Source organism: Sphingobacterium sp. UBA6317, from assembly GCF_002440385.1.
GTDB lineage: Bacteria > Bacteroidota > Bacteroidia > Sphingobacteriales > Sphingobacteriaceae > Sphingobacterium > Sphingobacterium multivorum.
On the sequence record NZ_DJTD01000046.1, the window covers coordinates 455,273 to 472,842 of the forward strand.

A 17,570-nucleotide genomic window follows, 5' to 3' on the forward strand; every position below is an offset into this window, starting at 1 on the left:
CAATGAAGAAGTTGCAAAATAGAAACGTGAAGAAATATACTTTAGCAGCGCTTTTGATGGGCGTGGGATTGAATTCTTTTGCACAGGAAACAGGCAAGAAGAATGATCCTGAAAAACCGGTCACTATCGATTCTTTTGATGTTGTTCGTGATTATAAACCAATTCTTGCGGATGCTGTAAAAATCCGCCGCAGTCCGGATATGACCAACAAACGGGAATACCAACCCAAATTGTCCTACAACAATATTTTGGACAAGAAATTGGATATCAATACGGGGTTGAAACAATTGAATGTACAGGAGATTCCTTTTGCGCAACCTTTTGAGCATAGTAGCAACTATGTCAAATTTGGTATCGGTAACTATAACAGTATATTGGGAGAGGCTTATTTAGCTTCTGAGCAGTTTGAAAACACACGATTTGGCTTATTTGCAAAGCATTTGAGCCAAAAGGGTAATATTGATGGACAGAAGTTCAGTACACAGGATATCGGTATCTTTGGTCGCCGTGTATTGGATGCCGTAACCGTTAAAGGTACCATCGGATACAATCGTTATGGAACGAATTTCTATGGTCAGACTTTTGACCAATCGGGAACAACTTTGTTGAATACAACTCCGGATAAACAGACCTTTACAGATATCTATTTGAATGGAGAGCTCTCAAGTAATGTGGATCCGAAGAATGAGCAGGCATTAAGCTATTCCGCAAAAGTTGATGGCTATTTGTTTAAAGATGCCTACAAAGCCAAAGAAAATTCGATCGCATTATCCGGTTATTTGAATAAGCGTTTAAGTGCATTCAATGTTGGGGCAAATTTAAGCGTGACAATGAATAACGTGAAAGATAGCGCTGAGGTAAAAAATCATTTGGCGGTTATCAATCCATATATTCGTTTTAAGGGCGACAACTATAACGTAACCTTGGGTGCGAATTTAACTTCTGAATTTGGCGATAGCTCAAGATTCAATATTTTCCCATCGGTGGAGGCTGATTTTGCATTGGCACCTGAATACATCTCTTTGTTTGCCGGGATTAATGGTGGCGTAAAACAAGCTTCTTTCCGTAGTTTCGCTAAAGAAAATCCGTATTTGGCTCCTAACGCTAAAATGATCAACTCGATTGAGAAAATGAATGTTTATGCAGGTTTAAAAGGAAATGCCGGTGCAACATTTGGTTATAAAGTAAAGGTATTCTACAAGCAGATTGAAGGACTGCCTTTATTTAAAAATAGTGCATTTGGCGATAGTCAAAATGGTTATGTGCCTTGGGCTTTTGATGTCGTTTATGATGGCGTGATCAATAAGGCTAAACATATGGGATTGGAAGGAGAAATCAATGTACGTCTTTCACAGCTGGTTAATCTAGGCGGAAAAGTGTATATAGACGATTATAAATTGAGTGATGAGGAAGAAGCATGGGGCTTGCCCAAATTCCGCATGCAAGCTAATGCACGCTTCAATATTTCCGATAAATTTTTCGTAGATGCTGAACTTTCTACACAAGGCAATACCTATGCATATATTTATGATTATAACACAGATGGCAGTCGTATTGCCAACAGTGGGCATAAGGCAACAATAGGTTCATTTGCTGATCTTAATGCGGGCGCAGAATACCGAATCAAAAAACAATTTGGTATTTTCGTCAAAGCAAATAACATTTTTGGAAAAGAATACGAACGTTATATGTATTACCCAAGATTGGGCTTTAATGTAATTGGTGGTCTTAATTATTCGTTTTAACGAATTAAGATTATAAATTTGCATCTTAAACATAGTGCGCGATGAATCTAGGCAAAAACATCAATAGTTTATTAAAACGTTATGCGGAAGTATACGTGCCCGGAATAGGTGTGTTCAAACGAATTCATTCTCCGGCTCAGTTCGATAAACAAAATAATGTGTTTTTGCCACCAATTTCTTATGTTGAGCTGGACTACTCTGCTCAACATGGGTTTAATATTGTTCATTATATCCAACAGCAGGAAAACTTGGGCCTAAATCAGGCACAACAGATCTTGTCGGAAACTGTTGAGAACCTGCGGGCTGATTTGGGGCAATTTGGACAGGTCAAATTGGATGATCTTGGCTTATTGATTAGTTATGGTGCAAGTTTAGTCTTCAAACCCTTGGATCTATCTGGATTCGATTTCCAGCCCGTTACAAATCTTGTTGCACCAGAGATTGAAACAGTCGTTTCTTCTTTGGAAGAAGCGAAAGAAGAAGAACTTACGAACTTAGCTGTTGAAGATGACCCTGTTGTTGAAGAAGATCCTGTAGTGGAAGCTGATCATAACATAGAGCCTGTCGGGGAGTCTATTTCGGATACGGCAGATGATCAAGACGAAACGATCGAGGTTGAAGAGGAAACTGAAACAGCACACGAGCCGGCCGTTGTAAAGGATCCTGTATTGAATGAGACTGTACAGGAAACTGAATTGGCAAATGATCTTAATGATGATGAAACCGAAGAATCTCCATTAACAAAAGAGGAAACGGAGGAGCTTGAACCTGTGGAGGCAGCTTTGATAGCTGGTAGTAATCAATCGGTTACTCCAGAGGAAGAAATCACTTCAAAAAAAGAAATCGGTGCTATTGCGTCGGCTAACGCCAATTCGGCATATGCACCAAATATCTATGAGGAAGAGCCGCGTAATTCAAATGCGATCTGGTATTGGATGACTGGAATTATTGTGCTGGCAATGGTTGCTGTTGCGGTCGTTTACACCAATCCTGCATTAAAGGATTCGTTATTCGGGTCGACCAAACCTGTCGTAAAGACGGCAGATACCCTTGTTCAACAAAAGCCGATCATACCTGCTGATACCTTGTCCAATACGCAAGCCGATAGTTTAAAGCAAGTCGATTCATTGGTTAAGCGTAATGTAGCCGATTCTGTTAAAAAGACAGCTGCTGTACCAGCGACCAATGCTGCAGCAAAACCTCCGGTTCTGGAAGCAAATCCTGTGATTAAGGAGTCCATTCCTGTTGCTCAACCGCGATACCAGGTGGTCATTGGATCAGCAAAAACTATGGCAAGCGCCGAGCAGGAGGCACAACGTCTTCGTGCGATGGGCTATAAAACAGCACGGGCAGTTGAAGGGAAAAATAAAAAAGATAGAAAGAAAATTATCTTAAATACCTACATGACAAATGAGGAAGCACAGCTTGCGAAGAAGTCGGTACTCAATAAAATTAAGGATGCTTGGGTAGAAAAGATCTTATAAAAGTTAAAACTATATAAAACTATTAATAATTATGTCATTAGTACAAGATACAGCACGGGTTGCTGTGGATTCGTTTAATCAAGCTGCACAACAACCATTACCTGCTGCTGCGCCTACAGAAAACATGAGTTTGATCGATATGATGATCAAAGGGGGATGGATTATGGTTCCAATCTTACTGTTGTTCTTTATTGGATTGGTTATCTTTTTTGAGCGTTATTTGACGATTCGTCGTGCTGCAAAATATGATAACAGCTTAATGTCGCAAGTAAAGGCAAATGTGTTGTCGGGGAACTTGGATTCAGCGTTAGCTGTAGTTCGTTCAAGTAACTCAGCTTTGGGACGCATGTTGCAAAAAGGCTTATTGCGTGTCGGCAGACCGATCAAAGATATTGAAGGAGCGATCGAAAACGTGGGTAAATTGGAAGTTGCCAAGTTAGAAAAGAACATCAATATTTTGGGTATTATTGCTGGTATTGCCCCTATGCTTGGTTTCGTAGGTACGATCTTTGGAGTAATTAAGATTTTCCACGACGTGGAATTAGCAGGTGGTATTGATATTGCTTCTGTATCTGGGGGACTATATGTAAAAATGGTATCGTCTGCATCAGGTCTTGCGGTGGGTATCTTAGCTTATTTAGGCTACCATATCCTGAATATGATGGTGGAACGATTGATTTTACGGATGGAAACGGATGCAGTAGAATTTATTGATTTATTGGATGAACCCGGAAGATAATGAACTTACGAAGTAGAAAAAATAAACCATCTGCGGAAGTACATACTTCAGCGCTGAATGATATCATGTTTTTCCTGATGTTATTCTTCCTGTTGGCTTCTGCAGTTTCTAATCCGCAAGTGGTGAAGCTATTGTTGCCAAAGTCAAGTGCGGGAGAACAATCTGTTGCTAAAAAGACCGTCACGGTATCGATTACAAAAGATTTGGGCTATTTTATTGATAAAACACCCGTTCCAATTGAAGGATTGGAGGCTGCAATTCAATCCCAAATGGCTGCAGGCGAGGAAGTGACAATTATGCTCTATGTCGATAATACGGTTCCTATTCAAAATGTTATTTCTGTTATGGATGTAGCTAATCGATTGAAGATTAAAGTGGTATTGGCAACAGAACCCAAAAAAGATAAGTAAGAATAATTAAACTTTTTGAGAGTTTATTGTTCATATGTTAATATAGGAGATTAATGCGATGAGATATCATCTTCAACATGAAGAAAATAATTTCCCCAAAGCGCTGGGGATATCGACTCTAGTCATGGCATCGTTGCTCTTGATTGGTTTTTTTGTTGTTTTTAAGGCACAGGCTCCGGATGAATATGGAATGGGGGGAATGATCGTTAATTATGGGACATCACCCGAAGGTATGGGGGATGACTATATGAGCGTTGAGGAACCTTCTGTAGATCCCAATGCGAATAATGAGCGCCCAGACCGTATCGATCCTGTCGAAACACCTACCCCAACTCCAACGCAACAAGTTGCGGAGAAGGCAGTCGCTACGCAAGATCTGGAAGATGCTCCTGCGGTAACAAAAACCGAAAAAAAGGTAGTATCAAAGGCGCCTGAAACCACCAAAGAAGTGAAGGAAGTGGCTCCGCAGGCAAACGCTAAAGCACTTTTTAAAGGGAATAAAAATAATGGTAAAGGAGCTGGTGATGGTACAGGAACAACACCTGGAAATCAAGGTTCCAAACTAGGTGATCCTTTAGCAAGTAATTATGGCGAAGGAGGATCTGGAAACGGTAACATGATGTTGTCTATTGAAAACCGAAGCTTTACGCAACGGCCAAGTATCGACGACAATGGACAGCAAGCAGGAAAGGTTGCTGTGGAGTTTAGAGTCAATAAGCAAGGGGTTATCACCTATGCGCGTGCTGGTGTAAAAGGAACGACGATCACCGATCCATCGTTATTGGAGAAATGTGAGCGTGCTGTACGTGGCGCTAGGCTAAACCAATTGCCGAATGCTCCCGACTCACAGACGGGACGGATTGTGTTCAATTTTAGATTAAGATAAAAATCATTCACATGAATGCTTATAATGAGGCAATTGAGTATCTGTATACTCGATTGCCTATGTTTACAAGGGATGGCGCCTCTGCCTTCAAAAAAGACCTTGACAATACCATCAAACTTTGCGCTGCGTTGGACGACCCACAGCGAAAATTCAAAACTTTACATATTGCTGGCACAAACGGAAAGGGATCTACCTCCCATATGTTGGCCGCTATTTTGGCCGAAGCAGGCTATAAGACCGGTCTCTATACTTCACCACATTTACTGGATTTCAGAGAACGTATTCGTGTCAATGGAAAGTTATGTGAGCAAGAATTTGTTGTCGATTTTGTCAATACCCATCGCGAGCTTATAGAAGAAGTCAGTCCATCCTTTTTCGAAATTACTGTAGCCATGGCTTTTGATTATTTCGAGAAGAAAAAGGTTGATATCGCTGTCATTGAAGTCGGCCTTGGCGGGCGTTTGGATAGCACCAATATTATTCAGCCTTTGCTGTCCGTAATTACCAATATCGGTTTTGATCACATGAATCTTCTCGGTAATACACTGGCAGAAATTGCTGCGGAGAAGGCGGGAATTATCAAAAGAGATACACCTGTCGTTATTTCGGAATATGCCGAAGAAACGGCTGCTGTGTTTGTGGATAAAGCAGCGATGGAGCATGCGCCGATACAATTCGCTTCTGACAAGTATGAGACCAAGATGCTGGCAGTCGACCAAGATTATTTAACAGTGCAGGCTATTGATCCTAACGGTCATCAAGCAACATATCAGCTCGATCTTAAAGGCTCTTATCAGGTGAAAAATCTTGCCGGCGTGTTATTAGCTGTGGATGAGTTACGTCAACTGGGCTTTGAGATCAGTGATCAACATATTCATCGCGCGCTGAAAAACGTGCAAACAAGTACAGGAATTCAAGGGCGGTGGCAACAATTGTCTAAGGATCCATTTATCATCTGCGATACAGGGCATAACGAGGACGGAATTCATGAAGTGCTCAAAAATTTGGCGACAACGGTTTATGATAAATTGCACTTTGTGATAGGGGCAATGCGTGATAAGGATTTATCCCATATGTTGCCTTATCTGCCGAAGGATGCAATCTATTATTTCTCCGCTCCGGATATGCCGCGTGCAATGCCAGCGGATGTGTTGCGAAAAGAAGCTTTGGAATTTGGTCTAGTTGGACTCGATTATCCATCCGTGGAAGCCGCGTTTGATGCAGCAAAAGAGGCGTATCAGCAAGGTAACCTAATTTTTGTTGGCGGAAGCAATTTTGTTGTTGCGGAAGTGCTGGCTAGTTTGACGCACGACTAGGAATATCACCTTTTCTCGCAAATAAATCTGCGGGAGGAATTAGAAATTGATCATAAAAAGGGAGCTGCATGACGTGCAGCTCCCTTTTTATACTTTTGTACCGTTGGTCATTAGTCATTGATTGTCAATTCACCACGAATATCCTTTTCAATCCAATAGGCGACTTCTTTTTGATCTTCTAACTCACCTTGAAGATACATCAATTTAGTTACTGCCGCTTCAAATGTAAGGTCGTAGCCATTGAGCACGCCGATAGATTTAAGTCCTTGTGAAGTCTCATAACGACCTAATTCAACAGACCCTACTTTACATTGTGAAATGTTGAGGATATTTTTACCTTGTTCAATGGCTTCCTTCAATAAATCCAGAAACCAGGTGTCGGTGGTTGTATTGCCCGATCCAAATGTTTCCATAACAATGGAGCGGACATCGGAATCCAGGACTGCTTTGATAGTTTGTGCAGAGATTCCCGGAAATAATTTTAATACAGCTACCCTGTTGTCCAGTTTGGTATGTAGGATAAATTCTTTATCAATATTATTTAATAAAGCATCTGTATTGTATTTGAGGTGAATACCAGCTTCGACCAATACAGGATAGTTTGGCGATCTAAAGGCCTCAAATTTGGCCGAATTATATTTAAATGAGCGATTGCCGCGGAATAATTTATTGTCGAAAAGAATACATACCTCTTGGATAATGGAGATGCCATCCTGCTTCGCCGAAGCGATTTCCAACGCTGTCATCATATTCTCCCTGGCGTCCGTTCGGATCTCACCGATAGGTAGCTGAGAGCCGGATAAAATGACCGGTTTTTGGAGTCCTTCCAACATAAAGCTCAGTACGGAGGCCGTAAAAGCCATTGTATCGGAACCGTGTAGAATAACAAAACCGTCGTAATTCGCATAGTTATCCTTAATAATTTGTGCCATTTCAATCCATATTTCAGGCTTCATGTTGGATGAATCGATAATAGGTTCGAAAGAGTGCACGGTCAGCTTATAGTCTAAGCGACTTAAATCAGGGAGATTACGTTTGATCAATTCAAAGTCGAAAGGAACGAATGTTCCTGTTTCATCTTTAACCATTCCAATGGTCCCACCTGTGTAGATAATAAAGATATTATGCATTGAGTTTTGAAATTATATACCAAATATACGTTTTGAATTTTCTGTTGTGATTTCGGCGACCTTCTCGACGGAAATCTGATGCAGATCAGCTACTTTTTGAGCGACGTAAACCAAATAGCTGCTCTCATTTTCTTTACCGCGGAAAGGGACAGGTGCCAGATAGGGTGCATCGGTCTCAAGAACGATATGCTTCAAGTCGATTTCTTTAACGACTTGATCTAAGCCCGCTTTTTTAAAGGTAACGACCCCGCCAATACCAAGGGCGAACCCTAAATCGATCGAATGATGGGCCTGCTCCAGGCTGCCCGTAAAGCAGTGCAGAACGCCAAACAGTCTGTCGTCGTGGAGTTCTTCCAATAATTCGAACAATTCAGTAAAGGCTTCCCGACAATGGATATCGATTGGTAAATTTAATTCTTTAGCCCATTGAACCTGAGTTCGAAAGGCATCTTTTTGAATTTCAAGCGTGCTTTTATCCCAATAAAGATCCAGCCCAATCTCACCTATGGCATGGACTTTGTTTGTTTCCAAGCTCTTTCGGATGGTTTCTAACTCTTCCACATAGTTTTCCTTTACGTCGCAGGGATGTAATCCAAGCATGGGAAAACAATGTTCTGGATAAGCTGCTACGGTATCAAATACAGGTTTTATGGAAGCGCTATTCACATTCGGCAAAAAAAGGCGTTGTATGCCATTATCAAAGCAACGTTGTAGATGTTCTTGCAGTTTTTCGGTTCCTGCATGGTAATAAATGTGTGTGTGTGTATCTGTAAGCAACATAGTTTTCTGCGTGGAAGCAGTGGGTTAGGGTAAAAACTTGTTTTTATTATTATCGAATAAAGTGGTAGACTTAATTACCAAAATTTCAATTCGATCTCCAAAGATAACTTATTAATTAGCAAAAATGAAAATTAATACAGGATTCCTTCGATTGAGATGAATTCCTTTTTCGTATCTTGGAAAACGCCATTAGGAGGAGGACCGCCCCTTCATGCCATGAGGACAGTAGTAACGATTATTATTGCCCCTTGGAAAGATAGGTCGTAATAAAAAGAGTCAGAAGTCAAACATACCGTAAGATTTACTGTTAAACAGATAAAAGAGGCGGTTGTTGTCCTATTTTTATAAGAATAAATGAATCATATGATGAATAAGAGGTTATGCCTGGGTTTGTTGACTTTGGCGTCGGTTATGTTTATAAACAAACTACATGCGCAATCATTGATTGACCCATCGGTAAAAGACATTATTCAAAAAGCCTTTCAGACAAATAAAGAATTGAAATTGAAGGCTTACGAAGTCGATAAAGCACATCTGGAAGCTGATGGTGTTAAAGCAAATCGGTTGCCGCACGTCTCCGCACTCGGGCTATACGGTTATGTACATAGCAATGGGAGTATTGATATTCCTACAGTTAATATTCCTTTGTTGAACCTAGGCCTGTTTGAAGGAGCAACAGGATTTAGTATGCATGGGCAAGCTGCTTATGCGGGAGTGTCTGTAAAGCAGATTATCTTTTCCGGATTACAGATTCCGAATGGAATAAAAGCATTGCAGGAGAAAGCTGCGGCACAACAATATTTAGAATCGGCCAGTCGAGAGACACTCTCTAAGGATATTATAGCATCATTTGATCAATTAATGTTGTTGGATGAGGTGGATAAATTAATTGTAGATTCTGAAAAGCGATTAAAAAAAGAACAGGAAAAAGTGAATAAAGCGATTCAAAATGGACTTGCAATACCTTATGATAGAGATAAATTGAAATTGGCATTACTGGAATTGGAAGAGAAAAAGGTAGAACTTTCTGGCAATCGGGATTTGTTGTGCCAAAAGATCGAACAAGAAACTGGCGTGTCTTTTCAGGAGGTTGGTGGAATTCATTATGGACTTAAACCTATATTTTTGTCAGAGCTACCACGTGATGTCGAACAAAGATCCGAATTGAAAGCGCTAGATGCTTCTTCAAAAGCGTATGAATATCTGTATAAAAAAGAAAAGGGGGGAGCTCTTCCTGCTGTCTTTGCCTTTGGATCTGCAAACTATCTGAATGTTTTCAATTCTAAACTCACGGTGAAAGACCAACCCCTGTTTGGTACAGTCAATTTGCCACTTAATTCCATCAAGGGAAGTCCCAATGTCATGGTCGGCGTAGGGGTTAAATGGGATCTCTATACCGGCGGGGAACATCACAATAAGATTAAGCAAGTCAAACTCGATCAACATATCAATACGACCAAGCGGGAAGATACGCAGGAAAAGTTAAATCTATTATTGAGCAAGAATACAGTCACCTATACGACTGGCAACCAAAAGTTGAAAGTGGGAGAACAGCAGTTGAAAGTTGCCGAAAATAACCTTTCTATGGCTGTTAAACAGTATCAAGCCGGCTTAATAGATGTTACGGAGTTGTTGGCTGCTGAAAACGATTGGTACAAAGTTAATTTGGGTTATTTTAACAATGTATTGCAGCAACGTACTGCTGCGGTCGAATTACTACATACATCAGGAAAATTATTACAAACTATACATGAGTAACATGAAGAATTTATATGGGATATTATCGCTGTTTATTTTTGTTTCTTGTACAAATCAAGTGAAGGAGAAGCCTATTGAAGGTAAGGTGGAGCGTGAGCAGGTGACGGTTGTGACAAAGGTCCCGGGAAAAATTGCGAAGCTTCTGGTTGAAGAAGGGGACTTTGTGCATGCGGGTGATACCTTGGCTATTTTGAGTATTCCCGAAGTGGATGCTAAAGAAGAACAGGCAAAAGGGGCACTACAGTCTGCTGATGCACAATATAACATGGCAGTCCGGGGCGCTACGAAAGGACAACTCGTGCAATTGCAAGCGAAGGTAGATGGACTTAAGGAACAATATGAATTTGCGAAAAAATCTATAGGTCGGTTGGATGCCCTTCTGCAGGACAGTCTTATTCCACAACAAAAGTACGACGAGACCTACGCCAAATATCAGGGAGCCAAAAATCAATATCTTGCAGCACAGGCTGAATTAGCTGAAGCAAGGGGTGGGGCTAGACAGGAACAGCAGATTATGGCCTTGGGGCAAAAAGAACGTGCACTTGGAGCGATCTCTGAAGTCAATGTTGCTGCGCAGGAGAAATATGTCATTGCTCCACAGGACATGAGTGTGGAGACGATTAATCTGAAAGTCGGTGAATTGGCGATGGCTGGTTATCCCATTATAAATGGTTTCCTCGATCGATCGACCTATTTTAGATTCACATTGCCCGAAAATAAAATGGGGAAACTTCAAAAAGGAGAGGTCGTGGAGGTAGAAATTCCTTATTTGAATCACAAAAAGGTTAAAGCGAAGGTGATTAGTATTAAAGCCTTAAATTCGTATGCAAGCATCGCCTCAGCTTATCCTGATTTCGATCCGCAACAGGCTGTATTTGAATTGAAGGTTATCCCTGAAGATGCTGCCGGTAGCAAAGATTTGTTAACAAAAACGCTTGTGGTTCTCCATGCGAATTAAAGAGCTTGACTGTGAAAAAATTTTTAGAATTGATCCAACGAGAGTTTAAGCTCTTCTTCAATAATAAAGTGCTATTGATGCTTTTTCTGGGGGCACCTGTATTGTACGGTGTTTTGGTGGGGCACGTCTATCAACAAGGTAAGGTAACGCAGATGCCGATCATTGTGGTTGATGAGGATAATAGCCCCTTAAGCAGTTCATTTATTGATATGCTTTCCGATAATGAGAGTATTGACGTTGCCCGTGTATTACCGTCCTTATTTGATTCAAAAGATATTGCCATGCAATATGAGGCAACAACGATTGTGCATATTCCTAAGGGTTTTGCATCTGGAGTACAACAGGGACGTTTGCCCGAAATGACTGTTTTCGTAGATGGTGCCAATACGTTGACCTCCAATACAGCCATGATGGCTGTTAATGTTTGTGCCTCGACGTTGAAAGCGGGCATACAGATTCAGGCTCAAATGAAACGTGGTGTTCCCGCAATGATTGCTGCACAGCAGTACGAACCTTTTAAGACAACTTTTGTTAAGCAAAATATCCGAAGTGGAAATTACCTGTATTTTATGCTGCCGGGAGTGCTTATTACCGTGCTGCAGCAGGTCTTGCTCTTAGGCTTGGCTTTGTCTTTTTCCTCGGAGTTTGAAGGCAATACATTTCCAGAGCTTGTACGTAAAATCGGTAATCCAATTGGGCTTATTCTTGTTAAGATATTACCTTATGTTTTGATGTCTATTGGTATTCTGGTTTTATATTGGGGTTTTGGTCAGTATTACCGTATGCCTTTACAGGCCGAGTTTGGGCGCTTTGTCCTGTGTACTTTCGTCTTTCTGCTCGCCGTATGTTTTATCGGTGTACTCGTCAGCATTGTCCTACCTTCGCAATTGAAATCGACAGAAGTCCTTATGGTAATTGCAACGCCAGCATTTATCTTGAGTGGCTTTACCTGGCCGTCGAGTCTAATGCCAGGATGGGTACAGGCAATAGCAAATGTAATCCCATCAACCCATTATCTACGAATTTTTAGGTTAATGTTTATTCAGCATGCTGAAAATTACCATACCGATAAGGCCCTGATCGCGTTAACCATCATTATGATCATCAGTTTTATATTGGCCGTAGTAATACTGTGGCTAAAAATACGGAAGATCAAAAAAGAAGATAAGAAGGTTAACGCATAACCAATAAAAACAGGAATAACAAAAAAGCGGTTTCATTTTGGTGAAACCGCTTTTTTGTTAACTGAAATTTACAGTCAAATTATTTTTTTGCTGCTGGAGCTTTCGTTGCAGGAGCTGTTGCCGCTGGAGCAGTAGTTCCAGTAGGCGCTACCATGCCTGGAGTTGTTGCTGTAGGAGCAGGAACTTTTCCAGGTTTAATATCCAATACTTCTACTTCAAATACTAAAGGAGCATATGGAGGGATAACACCTGAAGGGCGATCGCCATAAGCCAAAGATGAAGGAATGACTAAAGTTGCTTTTGTACCTTTGTTAAACAATTGGAAAGCTTCAGTCCATCCTGGGATCACACCATCAACACCTAATTGGAACTTTAATGCCTCATAAGGACGTTGAGGGTTGAAAACTTTCTCTTTTTTAGCTACATCTGGAAGATTTGTATCAAATACTTTTCCTGTAGTTAATGAACCTACATAGTTCACATGAATAGAATCACCTACTTTTGCATTTGTTCCTGTTCCAGGTTTCGTGATTACGTATTGAAGACCTGAAGCTGTTTTTGTTGTTTTCAAGTTTTTATCCTTGATATATTTTTCAAGTTTAGCTGGTTCAGCAGCTTTGTGTTTGTTTAATTCTTCTTCAAAATATTTCTGAACTTGTTCGCCCAATTGTTGGTCTGTCAATTTTCCTTTTTTGAAGTGTTTTTTGACTTTGATCGAATAAACAATGAATTTATCTGCAAACTCTGGTTTTGGTTGGTGTGTTTTAGCAGCCATAGAATCCAAGTTGATTTTGAATACCAAGCTATCGCCTTCACCTACGTATTTGAATAAACCAGTAGGGTCACCTGGATTTTTTGCGATGATACTATCTGGGTATAATTGAACGATTTGAGGGACTCCCATGTCATATGTACTTTGCATTGTAGAATCTCTGTCCGTTTTCACAACCATGTCAAGTGCTAATAAATCGCCTGATAATGCTTTTTCTTTTGCATTATCATCTACGATTTTATACTCAAGACCACCTTCAGCCTTTTTGAATTTTTGGCATGACGTCATCAAAAGACCGGCAGCCGCGAAAAATAGAATTGCTTTCTTCATTTTCTAATGTATGTTACGATATCTTATTTTGTTAATATTTCTTTATAATTTGGTAAAACCGATTTGAATTTAGCAATCACTGCTTCGAGGCTTTCTTTCGAATTACCGCCTGAAGCGTTAAGATGCCCACCCCCATTGAAATATAATTTACAGATCTCATTGCAAGGAACTTCTCCAATCGAACGCAAAGATAGTTTAATTTGTTCATTTCTGTCAATAATTAAAGCAGCCAATCGAATTCCTTTAATTGAAAGTGCATAATTGACCAGTCCTTCGGTATCGCCGGTGATAACTTCAAACTGCGTGAGATCCGCTTTGGTTACATGGATAATGGCGGTGTTATATTCGTGGATAACCTCTAGACGATTCAGTAGACAGAATCCTAAGAATTTCAGGCGGCTTTCAGACGAACTATTATAAATCTCTTCGTGAATAGCCCAGTTTTGTGCGCCGAAATCAATGAGTGATGCAATGATGCGGTGAATTTCAGCAGTAGTCGAACGGAAGCGGAAAGAGCCCGTATCGGTCATAATACCGGTATATAGGCATGTCGCCATGTCTGCACTGATATGGTCTGGATCTTGCATCTCATGGACCAAGAAGCGATAGATCAATTGTGCGGTCGCCGCTGCAGATGAATCCCAAAAAGCGTAGTCTTCAAATCCTTCCGGATCCAAATGGTGATCAATCATACATTTGATTCCCTTCGCTTGACGAATAGGTTCACCCATTTCGTGAATACGGGCAAGACCATTGAAATCCAAGCAGAAAATTAATTCAGCTGCGTCAATCTGTTGATTGTGCAGGTCAATATCCTGTGTATAAATTTGTACATTTTCCAAGCCAGGTAGCCAATCCAAAAAAGCAGGAAAGTCTGATGGTACAATGAGATTTACCTGGTGTCCTTTCGAGGTTAACCAAAAGTACAATCCTAAAGATGAACCCAAAGCGTCCCCATCTGGTTTGTAGTGCGTTGTAATTACAATACGTTTTGGTTCAGCCAATAACTCTTTTAATTCTTCCGATTTCAGCATAGTCATATTAAGTCTGCAAACCTACTATAAAAAAATTAGATTAGACAAATTTTTTATAAAGATCTTTTAGCATCTTATAGCATTTGGTGTTGATTTTAAAAAATTGATTTTCAGGTTTTTAAAACTTATATACATAGATCTTGAAATCCCGCTTCATGCAGATTAGATAATTGGCATTGTCGCCATAGTTAATCGGTCCATAATAGAATTTTGAAAAACCTTCTACAGGGAATCCTTCCTGAACCAGGCCATCAGATCCGAAGACATAGATCATGCGATTGTCGGTTCCTACGCCAATGATATCAGATTTACCTATTCGTTTAAAAAACAACGGTCTGTTACTGGCCTCTTCGATGAATTTATATTCAAAGTAGGAAGAAGAGTCTCTTACACTGTAGGCATTCAGTTTGTTGTTGGCTAGAATAACAAAGTCTCTGTCAGCACCACCGCTAATATCTTCAAAATTAAAGAACGCATCTTTGCCCCAGTCACCCAGTTTTATTTTTTTGGTTTCGCCCTCGAAAGGAATTTTGAAGACACTACCTTTATTGTTTGCCAAGTAGATGAAGGAGTTCTTTTCATCCGACGCTGCAACTAAACCAATTGGATTTTTAACACTTTCCCCATCGGTATCCAATGTTTTTTTATGGATGACCTTACCATTTTGATCAAAGAAATAGACGGAAGCAGTGCTTGTACCGGCAATAATATAATTGGTCTGCCCTAGACTGGTTGTTTTTAAATCGAATAAAATTCGCCCGTCCACACTATTATTTTCAAAGCCCTCCACTTTTTTGCCGTCGAGGGTATAGGCAAGAATGCGGTCTGTTGCGGGAATGTAAATACGTTGCTCTTTATTGAAGGTGGCAATTGTAGCCCCATAAGTCGCCGAGTATGGCAATTCAACTGAAAAACCGGTTCGGTTTTTACCATCTGGCATAAAACGATATAAGCGGTTTTTTGTAACGGCGACAATACTGAGATCCTGTAACTGAATTGGCTCGCCCAAAATTTCACCTTGGAAGAGGTTCTGCCAAAGCTCTTTTCCATCCGGCGAAAATGCATGTACCGTGTGATCTTGTTCTTGAATCAGGATAAACTTATTCTTCCCATCTTGATCTAAAATCCAAGGTTTATTGATAATTCGGTTCTCCAGTTGAGCTGTCCATTCTGGTTTGCCCCCCAGTCTCGTATCACTCTTAAAGAGTGCATATAAACTGGACGAAAATGTGCCTTGGTTGCCACTTAGCTGATAGGACCATGAATAGAAATTTTGAAAGCCATATTCATCCTCATCTTTAAAGTTCTTTGCGAAATCAGCTTTTAAGTTATCCAGAATATTGCTTTTACCAGCCTTAGGTTCTAAATAGAACGTTACGTTACTGCGGCTATTCTGCAATGCTGCATGATTTTTGAAAATTGCAGTACCCGAAAGAAATTGCTTTTCCCGGAAAGATTCACGATAATCTCGCAAGATACCTGTTCGGCCAGCAACAACCATGATATTGTCTACAATGGTGAAATAGGGTCGGGTAAAGCTATTGAAAGGTTCTCCAAATAATGCATGTAAAAGATTCGAATATTTAAATTGATAGATCGAATCCCCTACAGCAGTACTGAATTTCTTAAGATTATCGGCAAATTGTGTGGAATCCGAAATGCTAATCAAACCAATCGCATCCTGATTGTCCAGTTCCGCGAGTGCAAATTCATCGTTGAAAATTGGCGCAATAATACTGTCAAATGATACTTTGCTGTCCTCTTCAAAGTTTTTTATACTTTTCGTCAATCGAGCGTCTTCTTTTTGTTGTACTAACAAGGCTTTTAATCCGCTGCGGAAACTACGGGGATCAGAGATACTAAAGTCTATATAAGATGCTGCATTTTTAGGGAGATAGTTCCCCAGAGCTTGCACTTGAGCCGTCTGCGTGGCAAATAACTGTAAGTAGCTATTTTTGCTCGCCGTGAGATCTGTTTCACCCTTAAAGATAAAAGCATCCTTTTTGAAATTCATGTTCCAGGACGTTTGGCCCTTCAGCGAATCGATCAGGTTGAGATAGGTACCAAATTTGGATTTCATTAGTATTCGAGCAATTTGCGACAGTTGCTCATTGAAAAAATAGAGACTAAGTGGTGTGTTTTTATTATTATGGTTTACGAAGAACTCGATTTGTTTGGTACTTATTTTCTTAACCTGTTTATCAAAGATCTGGGAAAGCACCTGCTTAGAGTAGCTGGCGAAAATGATTTCGTGGGAATAGGCACAATAAAGTGTACTATCCTTAGTACCTTGATTAAGCCCATAAAATCGTTGGCCTAAGGTGTCAAAGGGTTGTATCTTGTAGTTTTTACCGACGTTTCCAAGCAATGTTGCCAGCGCGTTATTATCAATGCTTTGACCAACCTGAACGCTATATAGCGGAGTAATCTGATCTTTTTCCTGATGAAAAGACAGTAATACTTGCTGCCCCGCTACAAGAGGTGCTAGCTGTTCGCTACGTAATAATTCGTCTTTAAGACGTTCCAAATTACTGAAATTGCGTTGGCCAATAATGGCTTTAAAGAGCTCATAGTCGTTAAAGATCGTATCTACAGTCTGATCATTGGCAAAGGAGGCAATGGCTAATGTATTTTCAGGAAGATATTGTAAAGCTTTAGAATCTTGTTTATTGTTTTTATTGAAGTCTCCAAAAAGATAGATCGTGGCCGCGATGACCGCGATGAATAATATAACAGTGATGATGATTGTTTTTTTCATCCTTTTTATTTTTTTCAATGCCTGATAAGAACTCGAATAAATCGTCACTAACCCGCTGGTCGATACGATTAAAAATGCAGTTTTTAGCAGAACAACTATTTATGAGGTACTCATTTTCTTTTCAGCAGATAAGTACACTAAACTTGTTTTTTAAATGGTGATGAAGTTATCATGCGGCAGATGTTTATCAAGGATATACAAATCTTGAACCTCGTTCAAGATCTTGGTGAGCTGCACGATGCTCATGATGATTCATACGTAAAACAAACCTAATAAAAATATATGG

Annotated in this window: 14 protein-coding genes; 9 read left to right on the forward strand and 5 right to left on the reverse strand. The window is 40.2% G+C overall.

Annotated features, from left to right (window positions below; all coding sequences use genetic code 11):
- The first annotated feature begins 2 nt into the window (after nt 1–2).
- From B3E92_RS16885 to B3E92_RS16910, 6 genes are read left to right on the forward strand one after another with little or no spacing between them, the layout of a single operon-like run.
- On the forward strand, nt 3–1,745 hold the full coding sequence (locus B3E92_RS16885; RefSeq protein ID WP_046672750.1) for a TonB-dependent receptor: 1,743 nt from the start codon (nt 3–5) through the stop codon (nt 1,743–1,745).
- A gap of 41 nt (nt 1,746–1,786) precedes the next feature.
- Nucleotides 1,787–3,229 carry an SPOR domain-containing protein gene (locus B3E92_RS16890; RefSeq protein WP_112374859.1) on the forward strand — a complete coding sequence of 481 codons (1,443 nt, stop codon included), beginning with the start codon at nt 1,787–1,789 and terminating at the stop codon, nt 3,227–3,229.
- Between the two features lie 31 nt (nt 3,230–3,260).
- Nucleotides 3,261–3,968, forward strand: coding sequence for a MotA/TolQ/ExbB proton channel family protein (locus B3E92_RS16895; RefSeq protein WP_112374858.1), 708 nt, complete (start codon nt 3,261–3,263; stop codon nt 3,966–3,968).
- A complete protein-coding gene (locus B3E92_RS16900) occupies nt 3,968–4,378 on the forward strand; it encodes an ExbD/TolR family protein (RefSeq protein ID WP_046672748.1) in 411 nt (136 codons plus the stop codon). Before B3E92_RS16895 ends, B3E92_RS16900 begins: the two co-directional genes overlap by 1 nt.
- A gap of 58 nt (nt 4,379–4,436) precedes the next feature.
- Entirely contained in the window at nt 4,437–5,264 is an 828-nt protein-coding gene (locus B3E92_RS16905; protein ID WP_046672747.1) for an energy transducer TonB, read from the forward strand.
- Between the two features lie 11 nt (nt 5,265–5,275).
- Entirely contained in the window at nt 5,276–6,580 is a 1,305-nt protein-coding gene (locus B3E92_RS16910) for a bifunctional folylpolyglutamate synthase/dihydrofolate synthase (RefSeq protein WP_112374857.1), read from the forward strand.
- Between the two features lie 110 nt (nt 6,581–6,690).
- Here B3E92_RS16910 and B3E92_RS16915 read toward each other — a convergent pair whose 3' ends face one another.
- A complete protein-coding gene (locus B3E92_RS16915) occupies nt 6,691–7,710 on the reverse strand; it encodes an asparaginase (RefSeq protein WP_046672745.1) in 1,020 nt (339 codons plus the stop codon).
- 12 nt (nt 7,711–7,722) lie between these two features.
- The gene (locus B3E92_RS16920; RefSeq protein WP_112374856.1) at nt 7,723–8,490 is read right to left on the reverse strand and encodes a TatD family hydrolase; all 768 of its coding nucleotides are present in this window, start codon (nt 8,488–8,490) and stop codon (nt 7,723–7,725) included.
- 363 nt (nt 8,491–8,853) lie between these two features.
- Between B3E92_RS16920 and B3E92_RS16925 the strand changes: the two genes are divergently transcribed.
- Genes B3E92_RS16925 through B3E92_RS16935 form a run of 3 tightly spaced genes read left to right on the forward strand, consistent with a single transcriptional unit; the run spans nt 8,854 to nt 12,390 of the window.
- Entirely contained in the window at nt 8,854–10,248 is a 1,395-nt protein-coding gene (locus B3E92_RS16925) for a TolC family protein (protein ID WP_236560286.1), read from the forward strand.
- A gap of 1 nt (nt 10,249) precedes the next feature.
- Entirely contained in the window at nt 10,250–11,206 is a 957-nt protein-coding gene (locus B3E92_RS16930) for an HlyD family secretion protein (RefSeq protein WP_159333412.1), read from the forward strand.
- A gap of 11 nt (nt 11,207–11,217) precedes the next feature.
- Nucleotides 11,218–12,390 (forward strand): ABC transporter permease, encoded by a 1,173-nt coding sequence (locus B3E92_RS16935; protein WP_286767797.1) that lies wholly within the window; start codon nt 11,218–11,220, stop codon nt 12,388–12,390.
- 79 nt (nt 12,391–12,469) lie between these two features.
- On the opposite strand, the gene B3E92_RS16940 is transcribed toward B3E92_RS16935, so the two are convergent.
- The 3 genes from B3E92_RS16940 to B3E92_RS16950 all read right to left on the reverse strand — a co-directional run bounded on the left by B3E92_RS16940 (nt 12,470) and on the right by B3E92_RS16950 (nt 17,284).
- Nucleotides 12,470–13,492, reverse strand: coding sequence for an FKBP-type peptidyl-prolyl cis-trans isomerase (locus B3E92_RS16940; protein WP_286897606.1), 1,023 nt, complete (start codon nt 13,490–13,492; stop codon nt 12,470–12,472).
- Nucleotides 13,493–13,515: 23 nt separating this feature from the next.
- Entirely contained in the window at nt 13,516–14,526 is a 1,011-nt protein-coding gene (locus B3E92_RS16945; RefSeq protein ID WP_159333541.1) for a DHH family phosphoesterase, read from the reverse strand.
- A 118-nt stretch (nt 14,527–14,644) separates the two neighbouring features.
- Nucleotides 14,645–17,284 (reverse strand): hypothetical protein, encoded by a 2,640-nt coding sequence (locus B3E92_RS16950; protein ID WP_286897608.1) that lies wholly within the window; start codon nt 17,282–17,284, stop codon nt 14,645–14,647.
- Between the last annotated feature and the right edge of the window lie 286 nt (nt 17,285–17,570).

Excerpts from the sequence above, each read along its gene's own strand:
- B3E92_RS16885 (WP_046672750.1), top strand. The coding sequence starts at position 3 with ATGAAGAAGTTGCAAAATAGAAACGTGAAGAAATATACTTTAGCAGCG.
- B3E92_RS16890 (WP_112374859.1), top strand. The coding sequence starts at position 1,787 with ATGAATCTAGGCAAAAACATCAATAGTTTATTAAAACGTTATGCGGAA.
- B3E92_RS16895 (WP_112374858.1), top strand. The coding sequence starts at position 3,261 with ATGTCATTAGTACAAGATACAGCACGGGTTGCTGTGGATTCGTTTAAT.
- B3E92_RS16900 (WP_046672748.1), top strand. The coding sequence starts at position 3,968 with ATGAACTTACGAAGTAGAAAAAATAAACCATCTGCGGAAGTACATACT.
- B3E92_RS16905 (WP_046672747.1), top strand. The coding sequence starts at position 4,437 with ATGAGATATCATCTTCAACATGAAGAAAATAATTTCCCCAAAGCGCTG.
- B3E92_RS16910 (WP_112374857.1), top strand. The coding sequence starts at position 5,276 with ATGAATGCTTATAATGAGGCAATTGAGTATCTGTATACTCGATTGCCT.
- B3E92_RS16915 (WP_046672745.1), bottom strand. The coding sequence starts at position 7,710 with ATGCATAATATCTTTATTATCTACACAGGTGGGACCATTGGAATGGTT.
- B3E92_RS16920 (WP_112374856.1), bottom strand. The coding sequence starts at position 8,490 with ATGTTGCTTACAGATACACACACACACATTTATTACCATGCAGGAACC.
- B3E92_RS16925 (WP_236560286.1), top strand. The coding sequence starts at position 8,854 with ATGATGAATAAGAGGTTATGCCTGGGTTTGTTGACTTTGGCGTCGGTT.
- B3E92_RS16930 (WP_159333412.1), top strand. The coding sequence starts at position 10,250 with ATGAAGAATTTATATGGGATATTATCGCTGTTTATTTTTGTTTCTTGT.
- B3E92_RS16940 (WP_286897606.1), bottom strand. The coding sequence starts at position 13,492 with ATGAAGAAAGCAATTCTATTTTTCGCGGCTGCCGGTCTTTTGATGACG.
- B3E92_RS16945 (WP_159333541.1), bottom strand. The coding sequence starts at position 14,526 with ATGCTGAAATCGGAAGAATTAAAAGAGTTATTGGCTGAACCAAAACGT.
- B3E92_RS16950 (WP_286897608.1), bottom strand. The coding sequence starts at position 17,284 with ATGAAAAAAACAATCATCATCACTGTTATATTATTCATCGCGGTCATC.